Genomic DNA, 22,980 nt, shown 5'->3' on the forward strand with positions numbered 1-22,980 from the left:
GGAAAGCCGGGGCGGGGGGGGGGCGACCGGTGCCGGCCCGGTCGTGGCCCGGCCCCGGTCGCGGGGCCGGTCCGGTCCCGCCCCCGGCCCGGTCGCGGCGTCATCCGGCCGACCGGGTGCGGCGTCGAACGGTCCTCGGCGGACGGCGGCGGCCGAGTCCGACCGGGCCGCGACCCGGCCCGACCGGGGCGGCGCACTCAGTCGGCGGTCAGCCAGGCGCGGATCTCGTCGCCGTGCTCGTCCAGGCGGGGCGGCGGCAGGTCGTACCGGGGCGGGGTGGCGGAGAGGCCGACCGGGTTGCGGATGCCGGGCACCCCGCCGACGGTGACCACCGGATCGAGCCCGAGTTCCCGGGCCAGGGCGACACCGCCGTCGACCGTGTTGATCGGGGCGCACGGCACGCCCGCCACGCGCAGGTCGCGGAACCACTCGTCGCGGGTCCGCCGGGCCAGTCGGTCGGCCAGGATCGGGCGCAGGGCCTCGCGGTTGGCCGTGCGGTCGGGGTTGTGCCGGAACCGGGGGTCGTCGGCCAGTTCGGGCACGCCCAGCACCTGACACAGCCTCCGGAACTGGCCGTCGTTGCCGGCGATGACGACGAGTTCGCCGTCGGCGGCCGGCATCGGCTCGTACGGGAAGAGGCTCGGATGGGCGTTGCCCATCCGGAACGGCGCCGCGCCGCCGGCGACGTGGCCGCTGGCGTGGTTGACCAGGCCGGAGAGGGCCGACGAGAGCAGGTCCACCTCGACATGCTGGCCGACGCCGCTGCGTTCGCGGTGGTGCAGGGCGGCGAGGATGCCGAGGGCGGCGTGCAGCCCCGCCATCACGTCGAACACCGCGACGCCGGCCTTGTACGGCGGACCGTCCGGCTCGCCGGTGAGGCTCATCAGGCCCGACGCGGCCTGGACCATGAGGTCGTAGCCGGGCAGGTCCGCCCCGGCACCGGTGCCGAAGCCGCTGATCGAGGCGTAGACGATCCGTTCGTTGGCGGCCACGACGCTGTCGTAGTCGAGGCCGAAGCGGCGCAGACCGCCGGGGCGGAAGTTCTGGATCATGACGTCGGCCCGGCCGGCGAGTCGCCGGGCGAGGTCGAGGTCGACGGGATCGGTGAGGTCGAGGACCACCGAGCGCTTGTTGCGGTTGACGCCGAGGTAGTAGGTGGACGTCCCCTCCCGCACCGGCGGCATCCACGCGCGGGTGTCGTCCCCGGCGGGTGCCTCCACCTTGACCACCTCGGCACCGAGGTCGGCGAGGAGCATGGTCGCGTACGGCCCGGCCAGGATCCGCGAGAAGTCCGCGACGAGAATGCCGCCCAGCGGCCCGGCCCCTTGCTCCCCCACTGCCCCTCCTCTGTCCCGCCGCACCGGTCGCCGTCCCCGTCGTTCCCGTCGTCCCCGGGAGGCGCGCTCACGCGCCGCCGGGGCGCGGCCACCCCTGCCCTGCTGGCCGCTCGGGGAACGACAACGATGGCACAGCCGGCGCGCCCGGCGTGGGTCGCCCCGGCGCGCCACCCGGCTCCCCGACCGCTGGCCCGGTCGACGACCCGGCCGGCTGCTGACCGGTCCGTCAGTCGAACGATCCCGCGGGCGCTGGACGGACCGGCCACGGTGGACACGTTCGACGGCCGCGACCATCGACCGGCGGCGCCGACCCACCGGTCGGTCAGTCCAGATGCCAATAGACGACTCTCCCCTTGCCGGCCCACCGCCGCGATCCCGAAGGTTGCCCCTGAGGACGCAGTCACCACCGGCGACCCGGGCAGCACCGGCGCTCGTGCCGCGCACCGCGACGCGGCCGGAACCGCGCGGCTCCGACCGGCGGGTGACGACCGGAAAAGGGGGGAACACCACCGATGGACACCGCCAGCATCGACGTCGAGTACCTGGTGGCCACGTTCGAGGAGGACGACGACCCGGAGCAGTTGATCGGCGACGCCGTCGACTACGACCTGATCGCCGCCCTGGCAGAGGAGGAGTGACGGTGGGCGTGCACCTGGCCCCGACGCTCCGCGTGCTGCGCGAGGAGATCAATACCCGCTGGCCGCACCGGGACAGGGCCTCGGACGGGTGGATCGGCGACGCGGCCCACCAGGCCCGCAGGTCCGACCACAACCCGGACGCCGACGACCGCTCGGTCAACGCGGCGGACTTCGACATCGACGGGATCGATCCGCTGCTTGTCGTCCGGCACTGCATCGAGCACCCGTCCACCCAGTACGTGATCTACAACCGGCTGATCTGGAGCCGCACCCGGGACTTCCGGGCCGCGCGTTACACCGGCTCCAACCCGCACACCAAACACCTGCACGTCAGCGTCAGCCACACCCGCGCCCTGGAGGACAGCCTGCGGCCGTGGGGCATCGCCACGGCGCGGGCCGCCAGACTCGGCGACCGGGTCCTGCGGGCGGGCTGCAAGGGAAGCGACGTGCGGGAACTGCAGACCCTCGCGAACCGCCTGGGCGCCCGGCTGTCCGCCGACGGGGAGTTCGGGCCGAAGACCGCCGCGTGGATCCGGTCCTTCCAGAAGGCGAGGAAGCTGGTGGTCGACGCGGTCGTCGGCCCGAAGACCCTCGCCGCCCTCCGGGCGGCCACCCGGCCCCCGGCCCCGCAGCCGGCGGGCCGGGCCCCGGGGTCGCGCACCGTCCGCGTCGGCAGCACCGGGGAGGACGTGGCGTACGTCAAGCGGTTCGTCGGCGCGCGGCGCTGCGGGCCGCCGGGCCTCCGCTTCGACGCGAAGACCGAGGCGGGGGTCCGCTGGTACCAGCGGATGCGCGGGCTCACCGACGACGGCATCGTCGGCCGGCTCACCTGGGCCGAGATGGGCGTACGCGTCACCTACTAGTCAGCGGCGCGGGGCCGGGGCGCACCGGTCCCGCGCCGCCCGGGTTCCCGGCCGACCCGACGACGCGGCGAACTCCGGCAGGCCGACAAGGTCGTCGCGGCCGGGTGCCGGCACCTTGCCCGCCCTGCCTCCCCCTCAGACCGACGCGGCGATGATCAGCGCTGCTCCGACCGCGAGGTCGACCACGCCGCAGAACTCCGACCACGGACGGTTCACCACCGTGTTCCTCACGAAGTGGTACGCGTCCCACGCCCCGTGGGCCAGGAAACCCACCCCCACCAACCCGGCGCCGAGGCGCGGCTGCGTCGCCGCGCACAGCAGCGCGATCGCGCCGAAGCCGACCATGCCGGCCGTCTGCGCGGTGAACGTCCCGACGTCGGCGAACAGACGCCGGGCCACCGCCCACAGCCACAGCGGCAGCAGCACCACCGTCATCCCGATCCCCGGATCGACGTCCAGCACCGACAACCGCCGCAGCACGTGCAGCGCCGTCACCACGGCCGACAACGCGACGAAGGCCGGCCACGCCGCCCACGGCCGGCCGGACGCGTACGCCACCAGGTAGATCCCGGCCATCGTCGCGACCGCCGGCCCGAACAGCTCCGCTTCGCGACCCACGAACGCGATCACCATGACGGCGCCCACGATGGACACCAGCGCCAACGCGCTCGGCCAGCGATCGGCCAGCCTCACGCGCCGCGACGAACCCGCTTCCGACATGGCACCGATGCTGCCCGCACTCCGGCGCGCGACGCCGTCTCCGGCCCGATCGTGTCCGGATTCGTGCGCAGCGGTGCCGGAATCCTGGCACGGCCACCGGACCGGCGTCCGCTCCAGCCGCTACCGCGACGGCGGCACGGAGCACCGATCGAGGAACCCCGCCGAAGCGACTCGGTCGCGCCGAAGCCGCACCTGGGCGCCACCGCGACCGGCGGCAGCCCGGTCGACACGAACAGGTGCGCCGCGGCCTGCGCCTACGCGCCCGGCGGCGCGGAGCGGCCGGCGCCGAGGCGAGAGTCCGCGCAATAGTCAGCCTTCTTGACAGATAAGTCATCCATCGACAAACTTCGTCGTGAGAGCGCTCTCCGAATCCCGTCCGATCCGCGCCGCATCCGGGAAGGATCCGCATGTCTCGAAGACTGCGCGTGCTCGCCCCTGTCGCTGCCACCCTCCTGCTCGTCGGCCTCTCGCCGACGGCCGGCCACGCCGGCGCCCCTCCCCCCGTCTCCCCCCGACCGACCGTCGAACCGACGGCGGGCCCGGCCCCGGGCCTGATCGACGCGATGCGTCGCGACCTGGGGCTCACCGCCGCCCAGCTCGGCGAGCGCCTGCGGGCCGAAACCGCCGCGCCGCTGGTCGAGAAGCGACTGCGCGCGAAGCTGGGCGACGCGTTCGCCGGCGCGTGGATCCCGCCCCGCAAGCAACGCCTCACGGTGGCCGTCACCGATCCGGCGCTGGCCGCGGTCGTGCGCGCCGAGGGCGCCGACGTCATGGTCGTCGCCCGCAACGAAGACACCCTCAACTCGGTCAAGCGGGCTCTCGACGGACGACGCGCCGCGGCCGATCCCCGGGACATCCACGGCTGGCACGTCGACGTGGCCCGCAACAGCGTCGTCGTGACGACCCGGCCGGGCGCCGCCGCCGAAGCGGTCGCGTACGCGCGGGCCAGCGGCGTCCCCGCGGACGCCATCACCGTGGCCGCCTCCCCCGACGCGCCCCGCCTGCTGTACGACATCCGCGGCGGCGACCAGTACGTCATCAACGGCAACACCCTGTGCTCGGTCGGCTTCGCGGTCGTCGGCGGCTTCGTCACCGCGGGCCACTGCGGACGCGCCGGCAGCCCGACCCTCGGCTTCAACAACGTCTCGCAGGGCACGTTCGCCGGATCGTCGTTCCCCGGCGACGACCACGGCTGGGTGCGCACCAACAGCGCCTGGACGCCGCAGCCGTGGGTCAACAACTACGCCGGGGGCAACGTGGCGGTCGCCGGTTCCCAGGAGGCGGCGATCGGCAGCTCGGTGTGCCGCTCCGGGCGCACCACCGGGTGGCGGTGCGGGACCATCCTCGGTCGCAACGAGACCGTCAACTACCCGCAGGGAGCCGTGTCGGGCCTGACCCGCAGCAACGCCTGCGCCGAGGGCGGCGACTCGGGCGGGTCGTGGATCTCCGGCAACCAGGCCCAGGGGGTGACCTCCGGCGGCTCCGGCAACTGCTCCTCCGGCGGCACGACGTGGTTCCAGCCGGTGAACGAGATCCTCGGCGTCTACGGGTTGACGCTGGTCACCACCGGCGGCGGCGGGGAGCGGCTCATCAGCAACTGGAACAACAGGTGCGTCGACGTGCCGAACTCCAACTTCTCCGACGGGGTCCCCCTGCAGACCTGGACCTGCAACGGCACCAACGCACAGGCCTGGACCTTCAGCGGAGGGACACTGCGCACGCAGAACAACAAGTGCATGGACGTGGCGTGGGGCTCCACCGCCAACGGCGCGACGATCCAGATCGCCAACTGCAGCGGCAACCCCGCCCAGCAGTTCGTCCTGTCCGGCGCCGGTGACCTGGTCAATCCCCAGGCGAACAAGTGCGTCGACATCAAGGACTGGAACAACTCCGACGGAGCGCGGCTGCAACTGTGGGACTGCGCCGGCACCGCCAACCAGAAGTGGCGCCGCGGCTGACACCGCGGTCCCGCCGCGCGGAGCACGCCGAGCGGCTCGATCGTCCCCAGCGCCAGCGAGGCCAGCGCTCGCGCTCGCACAGTTGCCAAGGAGATCGTCATGTTCGAAGCCCGCACCAGTCGGCGACGGCGAGCGCTCGCCCTCGCCGCGACCGCGATCATCGGTGCCACCGTGGCCCTCGCCCTGCCGGTCGAGCCCGATCCCGCCGCGGCGGCGATCGGGGGGATCACCTGGCAGGACGAGTTCAACGCGCCGGCCGGCACGCCCGTCGACACCAACAAGTGGCGGTTCGACATCGGCGGCGGCGGCTGGGGCAACAACGAACGGCAGTACTACACCAACAGCACGAGCAACGCCGCACACGACGGCCAGGGCAACCTGGTCATCACCGCCCGCCGGGAGAACCCGGGCAACTACCAGTGCCACTACGGCCGGTGCGAGTACACCTCGGCCCGGCTGCTGACGGCCGCGACGTTCACCCAGGCGTACGGCCGCTTCGAGGCCCGCATCAAGATCCCTCGTGGCCAGGGCATCTGGCCGGCGTTCTGGATGCTCGGCAACGACATGGGCAGCGTGGGCTGGCCGAACGCCGGCGAGATCGACATCATGGAGAACATCGGCAGGGAGCCCAACACCGTCTACGGCACCATCCACGGCCCCGGCTATTCGGGTGGCGGTGGCATCACCGGCAGCCGCACGATCGGCCAGCCGCTCGCCGACGGCTTCCACACCTACCGGGTGGACTGGGAACCGAACTCCATCATCTGGTACCTCGACGGCGTCGAGTACCACCGCGTCGACCCGGGCCGCCTCGGCGGCAACCGCTGGGTCTTCGACCATCCATTCTTCATGATCCTCAACGTGGCGGTCGGCGGTAACTGGCCCGGCTACCCCGACGGCACGACACAGTTCCCCCAGCAGATGCTCGTCGACTACGTCCGGGTCTCCGGCTACACCTCCGGCGACCCGCCGTCGGGCACCACCCGGATCAGGGGGGTCCACAGCGGCCGGTGCATCGACATCCCCGGCGCCGACCCGGCCGAGGGCGCGAGGTTGCAGATCTGGGACTGCAACACCACCGCCGCGCAGGCCTGGACCTTCGCCTCCGACGGCACCGTCCGGGCCATGGGCAAGTGCATGGACCCCGCCTGGGCCGGCACGGCCAACGGCACCGAGGTCAACCTCGTCAGTTGCAACGGCAACCCGGCGCAACGCTTCACCCTCAACGCCGCCGGTGACCTGGTCAACCTCAACGCCAACCGCTGCGTCGACGTGCGGGACTGGGTCGCCTCCAACGGCGGCCGGCTCCAACTGTGGGACTGCACCGGCGGCGCCAACCAGAAGTGGTCCCGCGCCTGACCCTCACGCGGAACACCGTCGTCGCCGCACGACGCGAGAGGGCAGGAGGAGAGCGACACGGGGCCGCCCCCGAGCAGGTGGGCGGCCCCGCTGGAATCGCGACCACCCGGACACGGTCCCGCCCGCGACGTCGCGGGCCCCGGCCCGACCGCGACACGCACTTTCCGGAGAGGTCCGAGAACCGCGGGTGAGCTAGGCAAAACGGGCGCGGCTCGATAGCGTGCCGGTACCCCGCCGGCAACGAAGGTGTTTCGCGACGCGATGATCACAGCGATCGAGCCCGAGCTCGTCCACCGGGCTGCCCAGGGCGACCGCGCGGCCGTCGCGTCCCTGCTCAGCGACATCCGCCCGGGCCTGGTGCGCTACTGCCGGGCCCGGCTCGGCCGGGTCGGCGACGCGTTCGTGACCGCCGACGACGTCGCCCAGGAGATCTGCCTCGCGGTGCTGCGGGCACTGCCGCGCTACCGCCGGCAGGGCACGCCCTTCGCGGCCTTCGTCTACGCCATCGCCGGACACAAGGTCGCCGACGCGCAGCGCGCGGCCGTCCGGGCGGCCGCCGTCACCGTCACCGACACGCCTCTCGACCGGCCGGACGCCGAGCCCGGTCCCGAGCAACAGGCCCTGGCCAGCGACCTTGCCCGCCGACTGTCGTCGCTGCTCGACCGCCTACCCGACGTGCAGCGGGAGATCGTCGTGCTCCGGGTGGCGGTCGGCCTGTCCGCCGAGGAGGTCGGCACGCTCGTCGGCATGTCCGCCGCGGCCGTGAGGGTGGCCCAGTCCCGGGCCCTCGCACGCCTTCGTACCCTGGCGGCCGACGCACTCAACGAGGTGGCGGCATGAGCGAGCACCGGCCGGACAGCGGCGAGGAGCTGGACCTGGCGACCGTCGCCCGGGACGACCAGCTGCTCGACGCGCTCGGCCGTGGCGAGCCGGGGCCGGCCGACGACGACCTCGCCGCGATGTTGTCCGCCTGGCGGGGCGACATCGGCGCCGACAGCCACGGGAACGCGGACCTTCTGCGGGTCGCCGCCGAACCCGGCCGCCCCGTCGGGCCCGCCGCCGACCTCCCGCCGGTGAGCACGGGAGCACGGTCGGCGCCGCTCGGACGACGGGTTCTGCGTCTCGCGGCCGCCGTCATCGCCGTTTCCGCCATCGTGGCCGGGCTGGGGGTCGGCAGCAGGAACGCCGGGCCGACGAGCGCGCTGTGGTCCTTGACCAGAGTGCTCTATCCCCAGCAGGCGGACGTGCGGCTCGTCGAGGACACCATCCGACGCGCGCGTTCCGCTGCCACCGCGGGTCGCTTGGACGAGGCCCGGGGTCTGGTCGAACAGGCGCGCAGGGAGCTGGCCTCGGTCGACGACCCCGCCGCCCTCGATCGCCTGGACGCCGAGGTCGACGCCCTGCACCGCGAGTTACTCGACGCGGTGCCGGCGCCCGGCACTCCGTCGGCGGGCGCCTCGCCGTCGCCAGGGGGGAACGGGACGCCGACACCCGCCAGGCCCAGCCCCTCGCGGTCCGCGCCACCACCCGCGCCCGGCCACTCCACCACCCCGCACGTCGTCGTGCCCCTGCCCGGGCTGCCCAGGCCCCACCCGAACCCGGACTCGAAGCCGCCGGCGCTCACGCCGTCGCTGCCCGGGCTGCCCGTTGCCACGGGCGGCATCCTCGACTAGGTTCCGGGCCCATCGGCGCGCCCACCGGGTTCCGGGCACCGTCACCGCTGTCCCGGCTGAGCTGAGACCGCCGACCGGGCGGCGGGGTCACCGGTCGTCGTCCTCCGGACGGCCGCGGGGTCGGTCGTGTCGTAGCGCTCCGGGTGCGGGCGACGAGACGTCGGGGCTGTCCTGCCGGGTCAGACACGCGGTGACGGTGGCGGTGACCCCGTGCAGCCGCCGGGTCAGAACGAGCCCCTCGGCCAGCCGGTGCGCCAGCCACAGGCCCCGACCGCCGACGACGTCGGCAGCGGGCAGCCGCACCGGCAGGCTGCCGGTGGCCGGGCCCTGGTCGGTGATCTCGCAGATCAGGAGGTCGTCCTGGCAGCGCAGGTCGAGGCGGCCGTGGCCGCCGCCGTGCCGCACGGCGTTGGTGACCAGCTCGTGCACGGCCAGGACGAAGTCGTAACCGACGTCTCCCGTGAGCCCCGCGGCGGTCACCACGGACTGCAGCCGGTGGCGGAGGGCGGTCACCGTGGCGGCCGTGAAGTCCTGCGAGATCAGCTCGGTGGCGGGGGCAGGGACTGACGCCGGATCAACCGGTTCGGATGCCACGGCGTCGTCGCTCACGGTCGCAGGTTACCGACCCTGGAAACTTCCGCGACCCTTGCACGAGGGCAACAACCGCAGGTCACGAAGCGCGCGGGCCGCCGGCCGGCACCGCCGGCCGACGAGGAGCGCCGTTCACGCCGCGGTCGCGGTCGCCGCTTCACGGCGGTCGTGACGGGGCCACCGACCGGGGGCGCCGGGCCGGTGGCGGCCCGGCCCCCGCGGCGGAGCCGTCCCACCGCACCGCGACCCACTCATATTGCATCAGCGGTTGTCTATTGACACACGTTGTTAACAGTCCGAAGCTGAGAGAGCGCTCTCTCCGAGCCTTCCCCCGGACCTTGAGGAGTTCTCGTGGGCATCCGAAGAAAGCTGACGGCCGCCCTGTCGGCCCTGCTCGCCGCCGTCCCGGTGACCGCCGTCGCCTCCCCCGCCCAGGCCGTCGGTCCCGCGCTGCTGCCCGTCACGGTCGCCAACAACACCGGCCGCGGCGAGGCCGTCCACCTGTACGTGATCGGGGTTCAGCTCTCCAGCAACCGCCTCGGCTACGTCGACCAGGCCGGCACGTTCATCCCGTGGTCGGGCGGGCAGATCCCGCCGTCGCCCGCACCGGACGCGTCGATACCGGGCCCCGGCAACGGGGGGAGCACGACGATCCGGTTCCCGCGCGGCTTCTCCGGTCGCGTCTACTTCTCGTTCGGCCAGAAGCTCACGTTCTCGCTGACCCCGGACGGCCTGGTGCAGCCCGCGCCCTGGGCAGCCGGGGACGCCAACCGCGACATCCTGTTCGACTGGAGCGAGTTCACCTACAACGACGCCGGGCTGTGGCTGAACAGCTCCCAGGTCGACATGTTCGCCGTGCCGCACGCGGTCACCGTCACGGGCGCCAACGGCGTCACCAAGCGCACCGGTGACGTGGTCGCCAACGGCCGCAACGCCATCATCGACGGCATCCGGTCACAGGCCGGCTGGGCGAACACGGTCCACACCCGCTCCGACGGGACCGTGCTGCGGGTGCTGGCCCCGGGCAAGGCGGCGGACGCCGGCCTGTTCAGCGCCACCTACCTGGACTCCTACATCGCCTCCGCCTGGAACGCGTACACGACGAAGACGCTCACCGTCGTGCCGTTCGCCGACCAACCGAACACCCGGTACTTCGGGCGGACCTCGGGCAACGTCATGACCTTCACCAACAGTGCCGGCCAGGCGGTCGCCTCCTTCAACCGGCCCTCGTCGGCGAGCGTCTGGGGCTGCGACGGCCACCTGGCCGCGCCGAACGACCTGGTGGTCGGCCCGATCGCCCGGACGCTCTGCGCGGCGCTGAACCGGGGCACGCTCGGCACCGTCGACACGCAACCCAGCACGAACGCCGCCGGGTTCTACCGCAACAACCCGACGAACCACTACGCCCGCGTCATCCACGCCAACATGAGCGACGGCAGGGCGTACGCGTTCGCCTTCGACGACGTCGGCGCCTTCGAGTCGCTGGTCCACGACGGCGACCCCCGCGCGGCCGGCCTGATCCTCAGCCCGTTCGGCGCGGGCGGCGGCGGGCCGGGGAACCCGAGCGGCGCGGTGCCGCTGCTGAGCAACTGGAACAACAAGTGCGTCGACGTGCCGAACGCCAACTTCGTCGACCGCGCGCAGCTGCAGATGTGGGGCTGCAACGGCACCAACGCCCAGAAGTGGACCTTCACCGGCACCGCCCTGCAGAGCCAGAACAACAAGTGCATGGACGTGGACAGTGGGGCGACCGGGAACGGCGCGGTCGTTCAGCTCTACACGTGCAACGGCACCGGCGCCCAGCAGTTCTCCCTCACCGCGGCCGGTGACCTGGTCAACCTTCAGGCCAACAAGTGCGTGGACATCAAGGACTGGAACAGCGACGACGGCGCGAAGCTCCAGCTCTGGGACTGCGCGGGCACCGCGAACCAGAAGTGGCGCAAGGGCTGACCTCGACCGGAGGCCGACCCGTGGCGGGTCCGCGCACCTCGCGGACCCGCCGGTGCGGCGACCCGCGGGGTCCACGGAGCGGCCGGCCGTCAGCCGGCTGCGCATTTTGACCGACACGGCGTCGGTCGGCAAGGGGAAGGCCGCGGTTTGCCGTTGTGGGATTGGTCCTACGCGCAGGCTGTTACGAAACCCGGCGCCGGTTCGACTCTACTGAGGGGCGCCCTGGTCGGGGCGGCCTCGACTACGTGTCACCTGGGCGATGAGGTGGTCCTGTTGGTGCCTGACCCGAACGCAGACTACGCCGCCCGCCTACCGGCCCTCCTCCGGGCGCTGGTCGGCGCGATCGACGCGGCCGGATGGGACTGCGAGGTGTCCTCCACGGGGCCGTCCCGGCTGGGGGACGTGCATCGGGAGGCGGTGGTGGTGTCGGCGTGGACCCGCGCCGGGCACCAGGTCCGCGTGGTCTTCGTCGCCGACGCGCCGCCCGGTCAGCCGCGTCCGCCCTTCGCGGCACTGACCGCCCAGTTGAGCCAGGGCGGCGCCGTCAGCGACGCCTCGGTGAGCGACATCGTGGCGTACGTACGGCGGCATCCCGCCTCGGAACATCCTGGCGGGGCCGAGCCCGGTCCGCCGCCCCCGCAGGCGCCGGACGGTGGGTCGCGCACGGCGACCCGGTCGACGCGGCGGTCGTTGCGGTCCTCGCTGCGCCTCGGAGCCTTGCGCCGCGCCTGCGCCAGGTAGCACGGGGCGGCTTCCGGCCCACCTCGTGGAGCCCGACGGGGGCGGGGGCCAGGCGGAGAACCCGGTGCGGCCCCGGCGCCGCCGCGGGGAGCCGCGGCGCCCGGTCGCTCGACCGCCGGCCGAGCCAGCGGGTCCGGATTGGCCCTGGCCGCCGCGCGGGCCGGCCTCCCTACGATGGCGGTCCACGACTCGGACGTCGCCGGGAGGACCTCATGCCGGAGCGCTTCGCCGACCTGTCCACGCCGCTGATCGCCGACGCCTGCGTACGGCTCGGCGTGCCGCTGCGCGCGGCGCCGGCCGGGATCCGGGCGGTCGTCCCCGGGAGCCGCCTCGCCGGGCGGGTGTTGCCGGTGCGCCACCACGGCAGCGTGGACGTGTTCCTGGAGGCGTACGCGGGCGCGAACCCGGGCGACGTCCTGGTGATCGACAACGACGGCCGGACCGACGAGGCGTGCGTCGGCGACCTGGCGGTGCTGGAGGGCATCGCGGCCGGCGTCGCCGGCCTCGTGGTGTGGGGCCTGCACCGGGACACCCCCGAGCTGGTGGAGATCGACCTGCCCGTGTTCAGCTACGGCAGCCTGCCGCTGGGCCCGACCCGCCTCGACGAGCGGGGGCCGGAGACGCTCACCAGCGCCCGGGTCGGGCCGCATCTGGTGAGCGCCGACGACCTCGTCGTCGCGGACGACGACGGGGTGCTGTTCCTTCCCGCCGCGCGCGCCGGGGAGGTGTTCGCGGCGGCGCAGCGGATCCGGGGCGTCGAGCGGGTCCAGGCGCAGCGCATCCGCGCCGGCGAGACGCTGCGCGAGCAGACCGCGTTCGCCGACTACCTGGCCCGCCGCGCCACCGACCCCGGCTACACCTTCCGGCAGCACCTGCGGCGGGTGGGCGGCGCGATCGAGGAGTGACCGCCCCGCCCTCGGGGCCGGCCGCGCGGGCGGCGCGGCGCCACGTGAGGGTGGTCATAGCGGCTGGACGCGCCACCGTGGTCGGCTGCTAGCCTCGTCGGCAGGTCATGAGCGCCAGCGTCAAGCCCCGGCTCGCTGGCCGGCAACCCTCGTCCGCGCAGGGGTGCCCCGGGTGAAGACCAGGCATCGGAGCAGCTCCGGTGCAAGCGTGGCCTGGTTCCCAGGTCAGCAACGACCGAGGAGAGCCATGTCCTTCCGCATCTGCGCCCCACCGGCGTTCCCCGCCGTGGCCCCGGCGACGCCGCCCGCGCTGACCCGGCGCCGCCACGTCGACATGATGCGGGTCTGCAGCGCCTCGTGTCGCCCCGGCGACCCGCGCTAGCCGCGCACAAACCCCCTTCCAGGAACCACCCCAGCGGTACGCCCATCGGGCGCACCGCCGGCGGCGCACGCCCGTGCCCGCCGTCGGAGACCCCTTTCGGAGACACCTGTGCGATTCCTTCCCGCCCTCACCCGTGCCGCCGCCCTCGGCGTCGCCGCCGTTCTCGCCGCCACCGCCCTGACCGCCTGCGGCGACGACGCGACCGGCGCGGCCGACAACCCGTACGGCCTGCTGCAGCCGGGCGTGCTGCGCGCCGGCACGCTGACCGACGCCCCGCCGAACGTCTACCTGAAGGACGGTAAGTTCACCGGCTTCGACAACGACCTGCTCACCGCCGTGGCCGCGAAGGTCGGCCTGAAGGTGGAGTTCGTCGGTACCGACTTCTCCGCCCTGCTCTCCCAGGTCAACAACCGCAAGTTCGACGTCGGCAGCTCCTCGATCACCATCACCGAGGCGCGCAAGAAGACCGTCGACTTCGGCAACGGCTACGACTTCGGCCACTTCGGACTCGACGTGCCGGCCGGCTCGTCGATCAGCAGCTTCGACCAGCTCGCCGGCAAGCGGGTCGTCGTCGTGCAGGGCACCGTCCAGGACGACTACGCCACCGGCAAGGGCCTGGACCCGGTCCGGGTGCCGGACTACAACGGCGCGATCAACCAGCTCAAGGCCGGCACCGCCGACGCCTGGATCGCGCCCGCCGAGATCGGCGACAAGTCGGCCGCCGACAGCGGCGGCAAGATCAAGGTGGCGGCGAAGCTGCTCAGCCCGGCCCCGACGGCGTACGCGGTCGCCAAGGGCAACGACAAGCTGCGCGAGGCGCTGAACAAGGGCCTCGACGAGGTGATCGCCGACGGTACGTGGAGCCGCCTGCAGGCCCAGTACTACCCGGGCCGGCCGATTCCGGCCGACTTCAAGCCGGGCAGCGGCACGGTCCCGGTGCCGTCGGCGTCGGCGTCGGCCACCTCCTGATACGTAGCAACGACGAGCGAGCGGGGCGGTAGGAGAGACGATGGATCCGTTGAGCACCCTGTGGGAGACCTTCTTCGACTGGGACTCCATGCGCGAGGCGCTGCCCGAGATGCTGACGGTCGGGCTGCCCAACACGCTGATCCTGGCGATCTCCGCCGCCCTGCTCGGCTCGGTGCTGGGCATGGGGCTGGCCGTCGCCGGCATCTCGCGTACGCGATGGTTGCGCTGGCCGGCGCGGGTCTACACCGACGTGTTCCGCGGCCTGCCGGCCGCCGCGACGATCCTGCTCATCGGCGTCGGCCTGGCGCCGCTGGGCATGCAGGTGTGGGGCCCCAACCCGTATCCCCTGGGGATCCTGGCGCTGTCGCTGATCGCGGCTGCCTACATCGGCGAGATCTTCCGCTCCGGCATCCAGTCGGTGGAGGCCGCCCAGCTGGAAGGGGCCCGGGCGCTGGGCTTCTCCTGGGGTGAGGCGATGCGCCTGGTGATCGTCCCGCAGGGCATCCGCCGGGTGCTGCCCGCCTGGGTGAACCAACTGATCGCGCTGATCAAGGACTCCAGCCTGGTCTACTTCCTCGGCCTGCTGGCCAGCCAGCGGGAGCTGTTCCGGATCGGGCAGGACTACGCGGCGAACACCGGCAACCAGTCGGCGCTGCTGCTGGCCGGGCTCTTCTACCTGGCGCTGACGGTGCCGCTGACCCACGCGGTGAACTGGATCGACCGGCGGCTGCGGCACGGCCGGCAGGCCGCGGCGCCCGGAGACGACGACGACCTCGACCTGGCGCTGCCGGGCGCGGCGGGAGGAAGCCAGCGATGAGCATCGACACGACGACCTCGGTCAGCCTGAGCGTCCGGGACGTGCACCTGGCCTTCGGGCCGAACCGGGTGCTGCGCGGCGTGGACCTGGACGTGGCGCGCGGCGCCACGGCCTGCGTGATCGGTCCGTCCGGGTCGGGCAAGTCCACCCTGCTGCGGACCATCAACCGCCTGATCGAACCGGACCGGGGCGACGTGCTGCTCGACGGGCGCAGCGTGCTGCGGGACGACCCGGACGCCCTGCGGCAGCGGGTCGGCATGGTCTTCCAGCAGTTCAACCTCTTCCCGCACATGACTGTGCAGCGCAACATCACCCTGGCTCTGCGCCGGATCCGGAAGCTCTCCGAGGAGGAGGCGGTGGCGGTCGCCCGCGACCACCTGGAACTGGTGGGGCTGGCGGCCAAGGCCGACGCCCGGCCGGCACATCTGTCGGGCGGGCAGCAGCAGCGCGTCGCGATCGCCCGCGCGCTGGCCCTGCGCCCGCAGGTGATGCTCTTCGACGAGGCGACCTCGGCGCTGGATCCGGAACTGGTCAAGGGAGTGCTGGGGCTGATGGCGGAGCTGTCGGCCGGCGGCATGACGATGGTGGTGGTCACGCACGAGATGGGCTTCGCCCGCGAGGTCGCCGACACCGTCGCGTTCATGGACCACGGCGTGGTGCTGGAGACCGGCGAGCCGGCCGCGATCTTCGAGCGGGCGGAGCACCCCCGGCTGCGCCGGTTCCTCTCCCAGGTGCTCTGACCCGCCGCGGCCGCGAGGCCGGTTCCGCGCCGGCGCCGCCGGCAGATCGGCGCCAGCCTCTGGCGTGTCGGCGACCATGGCAATATCCTCCACTGCACACGCGGCTCTTGGAGTTCCTTTTCACACAGGGGCTCCCCCGCCCCCACCCCCGGCCGCAGAGGAGATGCCATGCACCTCGACCACTCCGAACTGGACCGTCGGACCCTGCTGCGGGCCGGCCTCGGCGCCGCCACGGTCGCGGTCGTCGGGACCGAACTCGCCGTCCCGTCCGCCGCGCAGGCGGATCCCGGCGCCGACCTCGACTGGATCTACAGCTGTGACGAGTGGGGCGCGCGGCCGCCGGCGGGCCCGCTGTCGGTCAGCGCCATCCCCACCAACAAGATCATCGTGCACCACATGGCGTTCCCGAACGTCACCGACTACTCGGAGGCGCAGGCGATCAAGCTGGCCCGCGACTGCCAGGACCTGCACATGGACGGCAACGGCTGGTCCGACACCGGTCAGCACTTCACCATCAGCCGGGGCGGCTACGTCCTGGAGGGACGCCGGGGCAGCCTGGAGCGACTGCGGGCCGGCGACCGGCAGATGATCTCGGCGCACTGCCCGGGCGAGAACGGCCGGGCGATCGGCATCGAGAACGAGGGCACGTACGTCACCGAGACGCCGCCGGAGGCGCTGCTGGACTCGCTGGTCACGCTCTGCGCGACCATCTGCCGGCAGTACGGGCTGCACGCCCACGACATCTTCGGCCACTGGGACTTCCGCACCACGCAGTGCCCCGGCGCCGCCTTCTACCGCCAGTTCCCCGTCCTGCGCCGGCGGGTGTTCGAGGAGTTGGGCACCGACCTGGGCGACGTGCCGGCGCGCCGGTGGCCGGACCTGTGGCGGTTCGTCGGTTCGCCGTCGGTGCGGGTGGCGCAGTACCTGCTCGCCCACCGCGGCTACGCCGTGCCCGTCAACAGCGTCTTCGACGCCGCCACCGTCGCGGCCGTGCAGGACTGGCAGTACCGCAACGGCATCCCGGTCGACGTCGACGCCACGCTCACCGCGCCGACCTGGGAGACCCTGGCGCCGGAGCTCGACTCCGACGCGACCGGCACCCCGGTCAGCGCCGCCCAGTTCATGCTCAACTTCAAGGGGTGGGCCGACGTCGCCGTCACCGGCGCCTACGACCACGCCACCAAGAAGGCCGTCCAGGACCTCCAGGCGCTGCACGGCCTGCCCCGCAACGGCAAGCTCACCACCGACACGTGGTGCGTCCTCGTCGGCGGGGTCGTACGACGCTCCTTCCGGCACTGACCGCCTGCGGCCCGTGGGCGGCGTCCGACGCTCCCACGGGCCGCGAAACGCGGTCGCACCTCACCCGCACCCACCCTCTGATCTGCGACGATGACGATGTCACGACCGGAGGAGGGTGCTGTGGCGTCTCGACTCAACCCGTACATCAGCTTCCCGGGCACGGCGCGGGAGGCGATGGAGTTCTACCAGCGCGTGTTCGGCGGATCGCTGTCGATGAGCACCTTCGGCGAGTTCGGCACCGACGACCCCACGCTGGCCGACAAGATCATGCACGCGATGTTGGAGACCGACCGAGGCTACACGCTGATGGCCTCGGACACCGCGCCGGGGATGGAGCACGACCCCGGCAACAACGTCGCCGTCAGCCTCAGCGGGGACGACGCCGACGAGCTGCGCGGCTACTGGCAGCAGCTCGCCGACGGCGGCACGGTGACGATGCCGCTGGAGAAGCAGATGTGGGGCGACGAGTTCGGCATGTGCGTCGACCGCTTCGGCATCAGCTGGATGGTGAACATCGGCCAGCCCCAGGGCTGACCGCCGGGAGCGCCCCCGGCCCGGCCACCGGGTCGGAGGTGTACCGGCGGCGCGACCGGGTACCGACCGCTGTCCGACGGGTCCGCGGCGTGTCACCGACGCGCCCGGACCCCCAGCCGCCGGTCAGGGGGTGCGCCGATGCCGTCGACGCGGGCACCCGCGCTCCCGGCCCGCCACGCCGGGTCCGCCTCCGGCCGGGCGACGTCGCGCCGGCCGCGACCGCCCCGGACAGCGGGGCCACGTCGGCCGCCGGGCCGATGAGCCGCGTCCGGGACCTGCGCGTCCGCCCGGACCTGCTCTACGTGGCGAGCGGCTGGAGCACGCTGGTCACCGACGTGCGCGGCCGGATCACCGGCGCCGACCCGCAGGGCTTCTTCGCCGACAACACCCGGGTGCTCAGCGTCGAGCGCCTCACCGTGGACGGCCGCGAGCCGGTGCCGTTCAGCACGGCGAACGTGGCCGGCCACGCCCAGCTCTCGTACGCCGCGCTGGACGACGGCGACACGCTGCCCTCCCGCGCGGCCTACCTGCTGGTGGAGCGCTTCGTCGGCGAGGGGCTGCGCACGCGACTGACCGTGGTCAGCTACACCCCCACGCCGCTGGAGTTGGAGCTGCGGGTCCACCTGGCCGCCGACTTCGCCGACACCAGCGAGGCCGAGACCGGCCGCCGGGCGCAGTCCGGCCCGGTCGACGCGCGCTGGAACCCCCGCGACCGCGAGCTCCGCCTGACCTACCGGCGCGGCGGCCTGGACCGGGCGGTGGCGATCGGCGTACGGGCCGACGCGCCCGTCCGGTACCTGGACGACACCCTGGTGGTGGGGATCGCGGTGCCGCCGCGGGGGTCGGGTCGGGTGGAACTCGTCGTCGAGCCGGTCTTCGACGGGCGGCGGCTGGCGGCGCCGCCGGCGACGTTCGCCGAACCCGGCGACGGCGCCTCGCTCGCCCGCGCCCGGCTCGCCCGCGAACTGACCCGGCTGGGCAGCAGCAACTTCGACGTCACGGCGGCCTGGCGGTGCGCGGTCGACGACCTGACGGTGCTGCCGCTCGGCGAACCGGCCGGGCCGACGGCGCCGATGGCCGGTCTGCCGATCTACCAGGAGATCTTCGGGCGCGACACGATGACGGCCTCGTGGCAGGCCCTGCTCGCGGGACCGACGATGCTGGCGGACAGCCTGCGGCTCAACGCCCGCCATCTCGGGCGGCGCGTCGACGACTGGCGCGACGAGGAGCCCGGCAAGCCGTTGCACGAGGCCCGCCGGGGCCCGGTGTCCGCGCTCGGGCTGGACCCGTTCAGCGGCTACTACGGCGACTGGTCGACCGCGCCGGACTTCCTCATCTTCCTCGGCCAGTTCTTCGCCTGGACCGGGGACCTCGACACCGTACGGGACCTGCTGCCGGCCGCGCGCCGCGCCCTGGACTGGATCGACCGGTACGGCGACCTCGACCGGGACGGCTTCCTCGAATACCACTGCCGCTCGCGCGCCGGGCTGAAGAACCAGGGGTGGAAGGACTCCGACACGGCGATCGTCGACGAGCACGGCGAGGTGGTGCCCAACCCGATCGCGAGCAGCGAGTTGCAGGCGTACTGGTACGCCGCCCTGCGGCACGCCGCCGTGGTGTTCGCCGCGGCCGGCCACCCCGCATTCGGTGCCCGGCTGGTCCGCCGGGCCGCCGCCCTGCGTCGCCGTTTCCACCGCGCCTTCTGGATGCCCGACCAGGGCTGTCACGCCATGGCGCTGGGGCCGGACAAGCGGCAGGTACGCTCGGTCAACTCCAACGACGGTCACCTGCTCGCCACCGGGATCGTGCCGACCCGGCTCGCTCCCCTGGTCGCCGACCGGCTGCTGGCCACCGACATGTTCAGTGGCTGGGGCGTGCGCACCCTGTCGTCGACGCACCCGGCGTACGACCCGTTCAGCTACCACCGGGGCAGCGTCTGGCCGGTGGAGGCGGGCACGATCGGTCTCGGGCTGGCCCGGTACGGCTGCTGGGCACACCTGCACCGGCTGGCCGAGGGGATGTTCGCCGCGGCGGCGCTCTTCGCCGAGCACCGGCTGCCGGAGGTGCTCAGCGGCCTGCCCCGCGACGACGCGCACCCGCACCCCGGCGTCTACCCGAACTCCTGCTCCCCGCAGGCCTGGTCCGCCAGCGCGGTCGTCGCGCTGATCCAGGCGCTGCTGGCGCTGCGCCCGGCCGCCCCGCTTCGGACGATCTTCGTCGACCCGCACCTGCCCGAGTGGCTGCCCGACCTCGTCCTGGAGGGCGTGCAGGTCGGCGGGCGCACGGTCGATCTGACGGTGCGGCGCGGACGCGGCGGGCGGACGTCGCTGCGCGCCCGCGGCGACCGGATCGCGGTGGTGCGCCGGCCCACACTCCAGGCGGCGTCGGCCCGCCGCCACCGCACCTGACCCGCCGGGACGCGTCACCAGGAATCGGCTCCCGGCCCCGGCCGGCTCGAAGGGCCCGAACGGGCAGGTCCGGCACGGCCGCACCGCGGCAGGTCCGTTCCGCACCGCACCCGACCCGACCGACACAGGTCGCAGGTCGGCGGGAGCAGCTCACGGGGCTAGGATCCTGTCGTGGCCGACGCGGGGCTCATCCGGGATGAGGAACGGTTGCGTCGCATCGAGGCCGTAACGGACGCGACGCTGTCCCGCCTCGACGCGGCCGACCTGTTCGACGAGCTGCTCGACCGCGTCCGCGATCTGCTCGACGTCGACACCGCGGCCATCCTTCTGCTGGACACGCACGCCCAACAGCTCGTGGCGACCGCCGCCAAGGGCCTCGAGGAGGAGGTCCGGCAGGGTTTCCGCGTCTCGGTCGGCCGCGGGTTCGCCGGCCGGGTCGCCGAGAGCGAGCAGCCGGTCATCATCGAGAACGTCACCTCCGACACCGTGGTCAACCCCGTCCTGCTGACGATGGGCCTGCGGTCGCTGCTCGGCGTGCCGATGTTCGCCCGGGGTCAGGTCATCGGCGTGCTGCACGTCGGTACGCTGCGCCACCGCGACTTCACCCCCGACGACGTCCGCCTGCTGGAGTTGGTCGCCGACCGGGCCAGCCTGGCCAACTCCGCCCGGTCGAACAACCTCGACCACACCGCCGCCCTCGCCCTGCAACGCAGCCTGCTGCCCACCCAACTGCCCGACGTGCCGGGCCTGGACATGGCCGCCCGGTACGTGCCCGGCCACGCCACCGGCATCGGCGGGGACTGGTACGACGTGTTCCGGCTGCCGTCCGGCTGGCTGGGGCTGGTCATCGGCGACGTGTCGGGGCACGGCCTGCAGTCCGCCGTGGTCATGGGACGCATCCGCAGCGCCCTGCGCGCCTACGCGCTGGTCTCCGACGAGCCGGCCGAGGCGTTGTCGCTGCTGGACCGCAAGGTCTCGCACTTCGAGGCGGGAAGCCTGACCACCGCGCTCTACGCGATGATCTCCCCCGACCGGACCACCATCCGGCTCTCCACGGCCGGGCACCTGCGGCCCGTCCTCGCCGTCCCGGGCCGGCCGGGCGCCCAGGTCCCGGCCCACGTCGACCCGCCGCTGGGCACCGGCCGCCGCTCGCACGCCCGGCGCCAGACCGTGGTGGACCTACCCCCGGGGGCCGTCCTGGCCTGCTTCACCGACGGGCTCGTCGAACGCCGCCGCGAGGTCATCGACGTCGGCGTCGAGCAACTCCTCGACGTGGTCCGGCCGGCGCCCGCCGAGGAGGTCTGCGCGACCGTCATGGCGGCCCTCGCCACCGAACAGCCGACCGACGACATCGCCCTGCTGGTCGTCCGCCGCCGGCCGGCGCACGGCTGAACCCGTCGGGCGCCCGGTCTCGTACCCGCCGGCGGGCATCGAGGCGACGGAGCGGGCGCCCGGCCCGTTTGGCGGGAGGCGATCGCGGAAAGAGTGGCGGGCATGAAGTGGGCAAGCCGAGCCGTACCCGCCGCCGTCGCCGCCGTCGCGGCCCTCGCCGCGCGCGACCTGATCCAGCGCGACCACGCGTTGCTGCGCAACTTCCCGGTCCTCGGGCGGGCCCGCTACCTGCTGGAGTCGATCGGGCCGGAGCTGCGGCAGTACATCGTCGCGGGCAACAACGAGGAACGCCCGTTCACCCGCGACCAGCGCCGCTGGGTGTACGCGTCGGCGAAGCAGCAGAACAACTACTTCGGCTTCGGCACCGACAACGACATCGAGTTCACCCCCGGCTATCCGATCATCAAACACCGCACCTTCGGCCGGGCCGTCCCGCCGTCCACGCCGAGCGCCGGACACGACGTGCGGCTGCCGTGCGCGAAGGTGCTCGGCGCCGCGAGGGGCCGCGCCCGCGCCTTCCGGCCCGAGTCGGTGGTGAACATCTCCGGGATGAGCTTCGGGTCGCTCTCCGGCAACGCGGTCGAGGCGCTCAACCGGGGCGCGGCGCTGGCCGGCTGCCTGCAGAACACCGGCGAGGGCGGGCTCTCCCCCTATCATCGCAAGGGCGGCGACCTGGTCTTCCAGATCGGCACGGCCTACTTCGGCTGCCGCGACGAGCAGGGCCGCTTCGACCTCGACCGGCTCAAGGACCTCGTCGCGGGCGCGCCCGTGCGGGCGCTGGAGATCAAGCTCAGCCAGGGCGCCAAGCCCAGCCTCGGCGGCCTCCTGCCGGCCGCCAAGGTCTCCGCGGAGATCGCCGCGACCCGGGGCATCGCGCGGGGGCGGGACTGCGTCAGTCCGTCCCGGCACGCCGAGTTCTCCGACTGCGACAGCCTCCTCGACTGGGTCGAACTGCTCGCCACCGAGACCGGGCTGCCGGTGGGCATCAAGTCCGCGGTGGGCGACCTCGGCTTCTGGGAGGAGTTGGCCACCCTGATGCGCGACACGGGACGCGGGGTCGACTTCGTCACCGTCGACGGGGGCGAGGGCGGCACGGGCGCCGCGCCGCTGATCTTCACCGACTCGGTGTCGCTGCCGTTCCAGCAGGGCTTCGCCCGGGTCTACAAGGTCTTCGCCGAACGCGACCTGCACGAGCGGGTGGTCTTCGTCGGCGCCGGCAAGCTCGGCCTGCCCGACAACGCCGTGGTGGCGTTCGCGCTCGGCTGCGACATGGTCAACGTCGGCCGGGAGGCGATGCTGGCGATCGGCTGCATCCAGGCCCAGAAGTGCCACACCGACACGTGCCCCACCGGCGTCGCCACGCAGAACCCGTGGCTCGCCCGGGGACTGGACCCGGCCCGGAAGTCGGTCCGCGCGGCCAACTACATCCGGACCCTGCGCCGGGACCTGGTCAAGGTCGCCGAGGCGTGCGGCGTCGAGCACCCGGGCCTGATCGACACCGACGCGATCGAGGTCCTCGACGGCCGCACCGCCTCCCACCCGCTGCACGAGGTGTACGGCTACCGTCCCGACTGGGGCCTGCCGTCCGTCGCCGACCGGGCGGAGATCGCCCGGCTGATGACGGCGGAGGCGCCGCAGGGCGGCACCGCCCCGCCCTCGCCGACCGCGCTGCCCTGACCCGCCCCGTCCGCACCAGCATCGCGG

At 73.4% G+C, this 22,980-nt stretch carries 21 protein-coding genes and 1 riboswitch; of the genes, 18 read left to right on the forward strand and 3 right to left on the reverse strand.

The window, feature by feature from the left end:
- Positions 1-197 precede the first annotated feature (197 nt).
- Complete coding sequence (locus ACSNOB_RS21300; protein ID WP_436688223.1) at positions 198-1,337, reverse strand: CaiB/BaiF CoA transferase family protein; 1,140 nt, start codon at positions 1,335-1,337, stop codon at positions 198-200.
- Between the two features lie 512 nt (positions 1,338-1,849).
- Between ACSNOB_RS21300 and ACSNOB_RS21305 the strand changes: the two genes are divergently transcribed.
- Positions 1,850-1,975 carry a hypothetical protein gene (locus ACSNOB_RS21305; RefSeq protein ID WP_393110729.1) on the forward strand — a complete coding sequence of 42 codons (126 nt, stop codon included), beginning with the start codon at positions 1,850-1,852 and terminating at the stop codon, positions 1,973-1,975.
- A 2-nt stretch (positions 1,976-1,977) separates the two neighbouring features.
- The gene (locus ACSNOB_RS21310; RefSeq protein WP_436688224.1) at positions 1,978-2,838 is read left to right on the forward strand and encodes a peptidoglycan-binding domain-containing protein; all 861 of its coding nucleotides are present in this window, start codon (positions 1,978-1,980) and stop codon (positions 2,836-2,838) included.
- Between the two features lie 135 nt (positions 2,839-2,973).
- Here the strand turns inward: ACSNOB_RS21310 and ACSNOB_RS21315 are convergent, their stop codons facing one another.
- Positions 2,974-3,531 carry a hypothetical protein gene (locus tag ACSNOB_RS21315; RefSeq protein ID WP_436688225.1) on the reverse strand — a complete coding sequence of 186 codons (558 nt, stop codon included), beginning with the start codon at positions 3,529-3,531 and terminating at the stop codon, positions 2,974-2,976.
- A 434-nt stretch (positions 3,532-3,965) separates the two neighbouring features.
- Here ACSNOB_RS21315 and ACSNOB_RS21320 point away from each other — a divergent pair, with 434 nt between their 5' ends.
- The 4 genes from ACSNOB_RS21320 to ACSNOB_RS21335 all read left to right on the forward strand — a co-directional run bounded on the left by ACSNOB_RS21320 (position 3,966) and on the right by ACSNOB_RS21335 (position 8,548).
- Positions 3,966-5,516: a ricin-type beta-trefoil lectin domain protein gene (locus tag ACSNOB_RS21320; protein ID WP_436688226.1), complete on the forward strand. Its 1,551-nt coding sequence runs from the start codon at positions 3,966-3,968 to the stop codon at positions 5,514-5,516.
- Between the two features lie 99 nt (positions 5,517-5,615).
- Positions 5,616-6,875, forward strand: a complete 1,260-nt coding sequence (locus tag ACSNOB_RS21325) for a ricin-type beta-trefoil lectin domain protein (RefSeq protein WP_436688227.1) — start codon at positions 5,616-5,618, stop codon at positions 6,873-6,875.
- Between the two features lie 261 nt (positions 6,876-7,136).
- Positions 7,137-7,715 carry an RNA polymerase sigma factor ShbA gene (gene shbA / locus ACSNOB_RS21330; protein ID WP_436688228.1) on the forward strand — a complete coding sequence of 193 codons (579 nt, stop codon included), beginning with the start codon at positions 7,137-7,139 and terminating at the stop codon, positions 7,713-7,715.
- Positions 7,712-8,548 (forward strand): anti-sigma-D factor RsdA, encoded by an 837-nt coding sequence (locus tag ACSNOB_RS21335; RefSeq protein ID WP_436688229.1) that lies wholly within the window; start codon positions 7,712-7,714, stop codon positions 8,546-8,548. Before shbA ends, ACSNOB_RS21335 begins: the two co-directional genes overlap by 4 nt.
- An 87-nt stretch (positions 8,549-8,635) precedes the next feature.
- On the opposite strand, the gene ACSNOB_RS21340 is transcribed toward ACSNOB_RS21335, so the two are convergent.
- Positions 8,636-9,157 (reverse strand): ATP-binding protein, encoded by a 522-nt coding sequence (locus ACSNOB_RS21340; protein WP_436688230.1) that lies wholly within the window; start codon positions 9,155-9,157, stop codon positions 8,636-8,638.
- A 333-nt stretch (positions 9,158-9,490) separates the two neighbouring features.
- Here ACSNOB_RS21340 and ACSNOB_RS21345 point away from each other — a divergent pair, with 333 nt between their 5' ends.
- The 12 genes from ACSNOB_RS21345 (at position 9,491) to ACSNOB_RS21400 (ending at position 22,953) form a co-directional block, all read left to right on the forward strand.
- Complete coding sequence (locus ACSNOB_RS21345) at positions 9,491-11,089, forward strand: glycoside hydrolase family 64 protein (protein WP_436688231.1); 1,599 nt, start codon at positions 9,491-9,493, stop codon at positions 11,087-11,089.
- Between the two features lie 276 nt (positions 11,090-11,365).
- On the forward strand, positions 11,366-11,830 hold the full coding sequence (locus tag ACSNOB_RS21350) for a hypothetical protein (RefSeq protein WP_436688232.1): 465 nt from the start codon (positions 11,366-11,368) through the stop codon (positions 11,828-11,830).
- 212 nt (positions 11,831-12,042) lie between these two features.
- On the forward strand, positions 12,043-12,735 hold the full coding sequence (locus ACSNOB_RS21355; RefSeq protein WP_436688233.1) for an RraA family protein: 693 nt from the start codon (positions 12,043-12,045) through the stop codon (positions 12,733-12,735).
- Positions 12,736-12,838: 103 nt separating this feature from the next.
- A riboswitch (SAM riboswitch) is annotated at positions 12,839-12,950 on the forward strand.
- 32 nt (positions 12,951-12,982) lie between these two features.
- Complete coding sequence (locus ACSNOB_RS21360) at positions 12,983-13,117, forward strand: hypothetical protein (protein ID WP_436688234.1); 135 nt, start codon at positions 12,983-12,985, stop codon at positions 13,115-13,117.
- 108 nt (positions 13,118-13,225) lie between these two features.
- Complete coding sequence (locus ACSNOB_RS21365; protein ID WP_436688235.1) at positions 13,226-14,086, forward strand: ABC transporter substrate-binding protein; 861 nt, start codon at positions 13,226-13,228, stop codon at positions 14,084-14,086.
- Positions 14,087-14,126: 40 nt separating this feature from the next.
- Positions 14,127-14,903, forward strand: coding sequence for an amino acid ABC transporter permease (locus ACSNOB_RS21370; protein WP_436688236.1), 777 nt, complete (start codon positions 14,127-14,129; stop codon positions 14,901-14,903).
- A gap of 2 nt (positions 14,904-14,905) precedes the next feature.
- On the forward strand, positions 14,906-15,643 hold the full coding sequence (locus tag ACSNOB_RS21375) for an amino acid ABC transporter ATP-binding protein (protein WP_436688251.1): 738 nt from the start codon (positions 14,906-14,908) through the stop codon (positions 15,641-15,643).
- A gap of 168 nt (positions 15,644-15,811) precedes the next feature.
- Entirely contained in the window at positions 15,812-16,942 is a 1,131-nt protein-coding gene (locus ACSNOB_RS21380; RefSeq protein ID WP_436688237.1) for a peptidoglycan recognition protein family protein, read from the forward strand.
- 120 nt (positions 16,943-17,062) lie between these two features.
- Entirely contained in the window at positions 17,063-17,476 is a 414-nt protein-coding gene (locus ACSNOB_RS21385) for a VOC family protein (RefSeq protein WP_436688238.1), read from the forward strand.
- A 257-nt stretch (positions 17,477-17,733) separates the two neighbouring features.
- Positions 17,734-19,884 (forward strand): amylo-alpha-1,6-glucosidase, encoded by a 2,151-nt coding sequence (locus ACSNOB_RS21390; protein WP_436688239.1) that lies wholly within the window; start codon positions 17,734-17,736, stop codon positions 19,882-19,884.
- Positions 19,885-20,055: 171 nt separating this feature from the next.
- Positions 20,056-21,276 (forward strand): PP2C family protein-serine/threonine phosphatase, encoded by a 1,221-nt coding sequence (locus ACSNOB_RS21395; protein ID WP_436688240.1) that lies wholly within the window; start codon positions 20,056-20,058, stop codon positions 21,274-21,276.
- Between the two features lie 102 nt (positions 21,277-21,378).
- Positions 21,379-22,953: an FMN-binding glutamate synthase family protein gene (locus ACSNOB_RS21400; RefSeq protein ID WP_393110700.1), complete on the forward strand. Its 1,575-nt coding sequence runs from the start codon at positions 21,379-21,381 to the stop codon at positions 22,951-22,953.
- The last annotated feature ends 27 nt before the right edge of the window (positions 22,954-22,980 follow it).

The organism is Micromonospora sp. URMC 106 (assembly GCF_051386395.1).
GTDB lineage: Bacteria > Actinomycetota > Actinomycetes > Mycobacteriales > Micromonosporaceae > Micromonospora.

Bases quoted from the DNA above. Each gene is read 5' to 3' on its own strand.
- ACSNOB_RS21360 (WP_436688234.1), top strand. From the start codon at position 12,983: ATGTCCTTCCGCATCTGCGCCCCACCGGCGTTCCCCGCCGTGGCCCCG.
- ACSNOB_RS21335 (WP_436688229.1), top strand. From the start codon at position 7,712: ATGAGCGAGCACCGGCCGGACAGCGGCGAGGAGCTGGACCTGGCGACC.
- ACSNOB_RS21380 (WP_436688237.1), top strand. From the start codon at position 15,812: ATGCACCTCGACCACTCCGAACTGGACCGTCGGACCCTGCTGCGGGCC.
- ACSNOB_RS21305 (WP_393110729.1), top strand. From the start codon at position 1,850: ATGGACACCGCCAGCATCGACGTCGAGTACCTGGTGGCCACGTTCGAG.
- ACSNOB_RS21325 (WP_436688227.1), top strand. From the start codon at position 5,616: ATGTTCGAAGCCCGCACCAGTCGGCGACGGCGAGCGCTCGCCCTCGCC.
- ACSNOB_RS21370 (WP_436688236.1), top strand. From the start codon at position 14,127: ATGGATCCGTTGAGCACCCTGTGGGAGACCTTCTTCGACTGGGACTCC.
- ACSNOB_RS21400 (WP_393110700.1), top strand. From the start codon at position 21,379: ATGAAGTGGGCAAGCCGAGCCGTACCCGCCGCCGTCGCCGCCGTCGCG.
- ACSNOB_RS21320 (WP_436688226.1), top strand. From the start codon at position 3,966: ATGTCTCGAAGACTGCGCGTGCTCGCCCCTGTCGCTGCCACCCTCCTG.
- shbA (WP_436688228.1), top strand. From the start codon at position 7,137: ATGATCACAGCGATCGAGCCCGAGCTCGTCCACCGGGCTGCCCAGGGC.
- ACSNOB_RS21390 (WP_436688239.1), top strand. From the start codon at position 17,734: ATGAGCCGCGTCCGGGACCTGCGCGTCCGCCCGGACCTGCTCTACGTG.
- ACSNOB_RS21355 (WP_436688233.1), top strand. From the start codon at position 12,043: ATGCCGGAGCGCTTCGCCGACCTGTCCACGCCGCTGATCGCCGACGCC.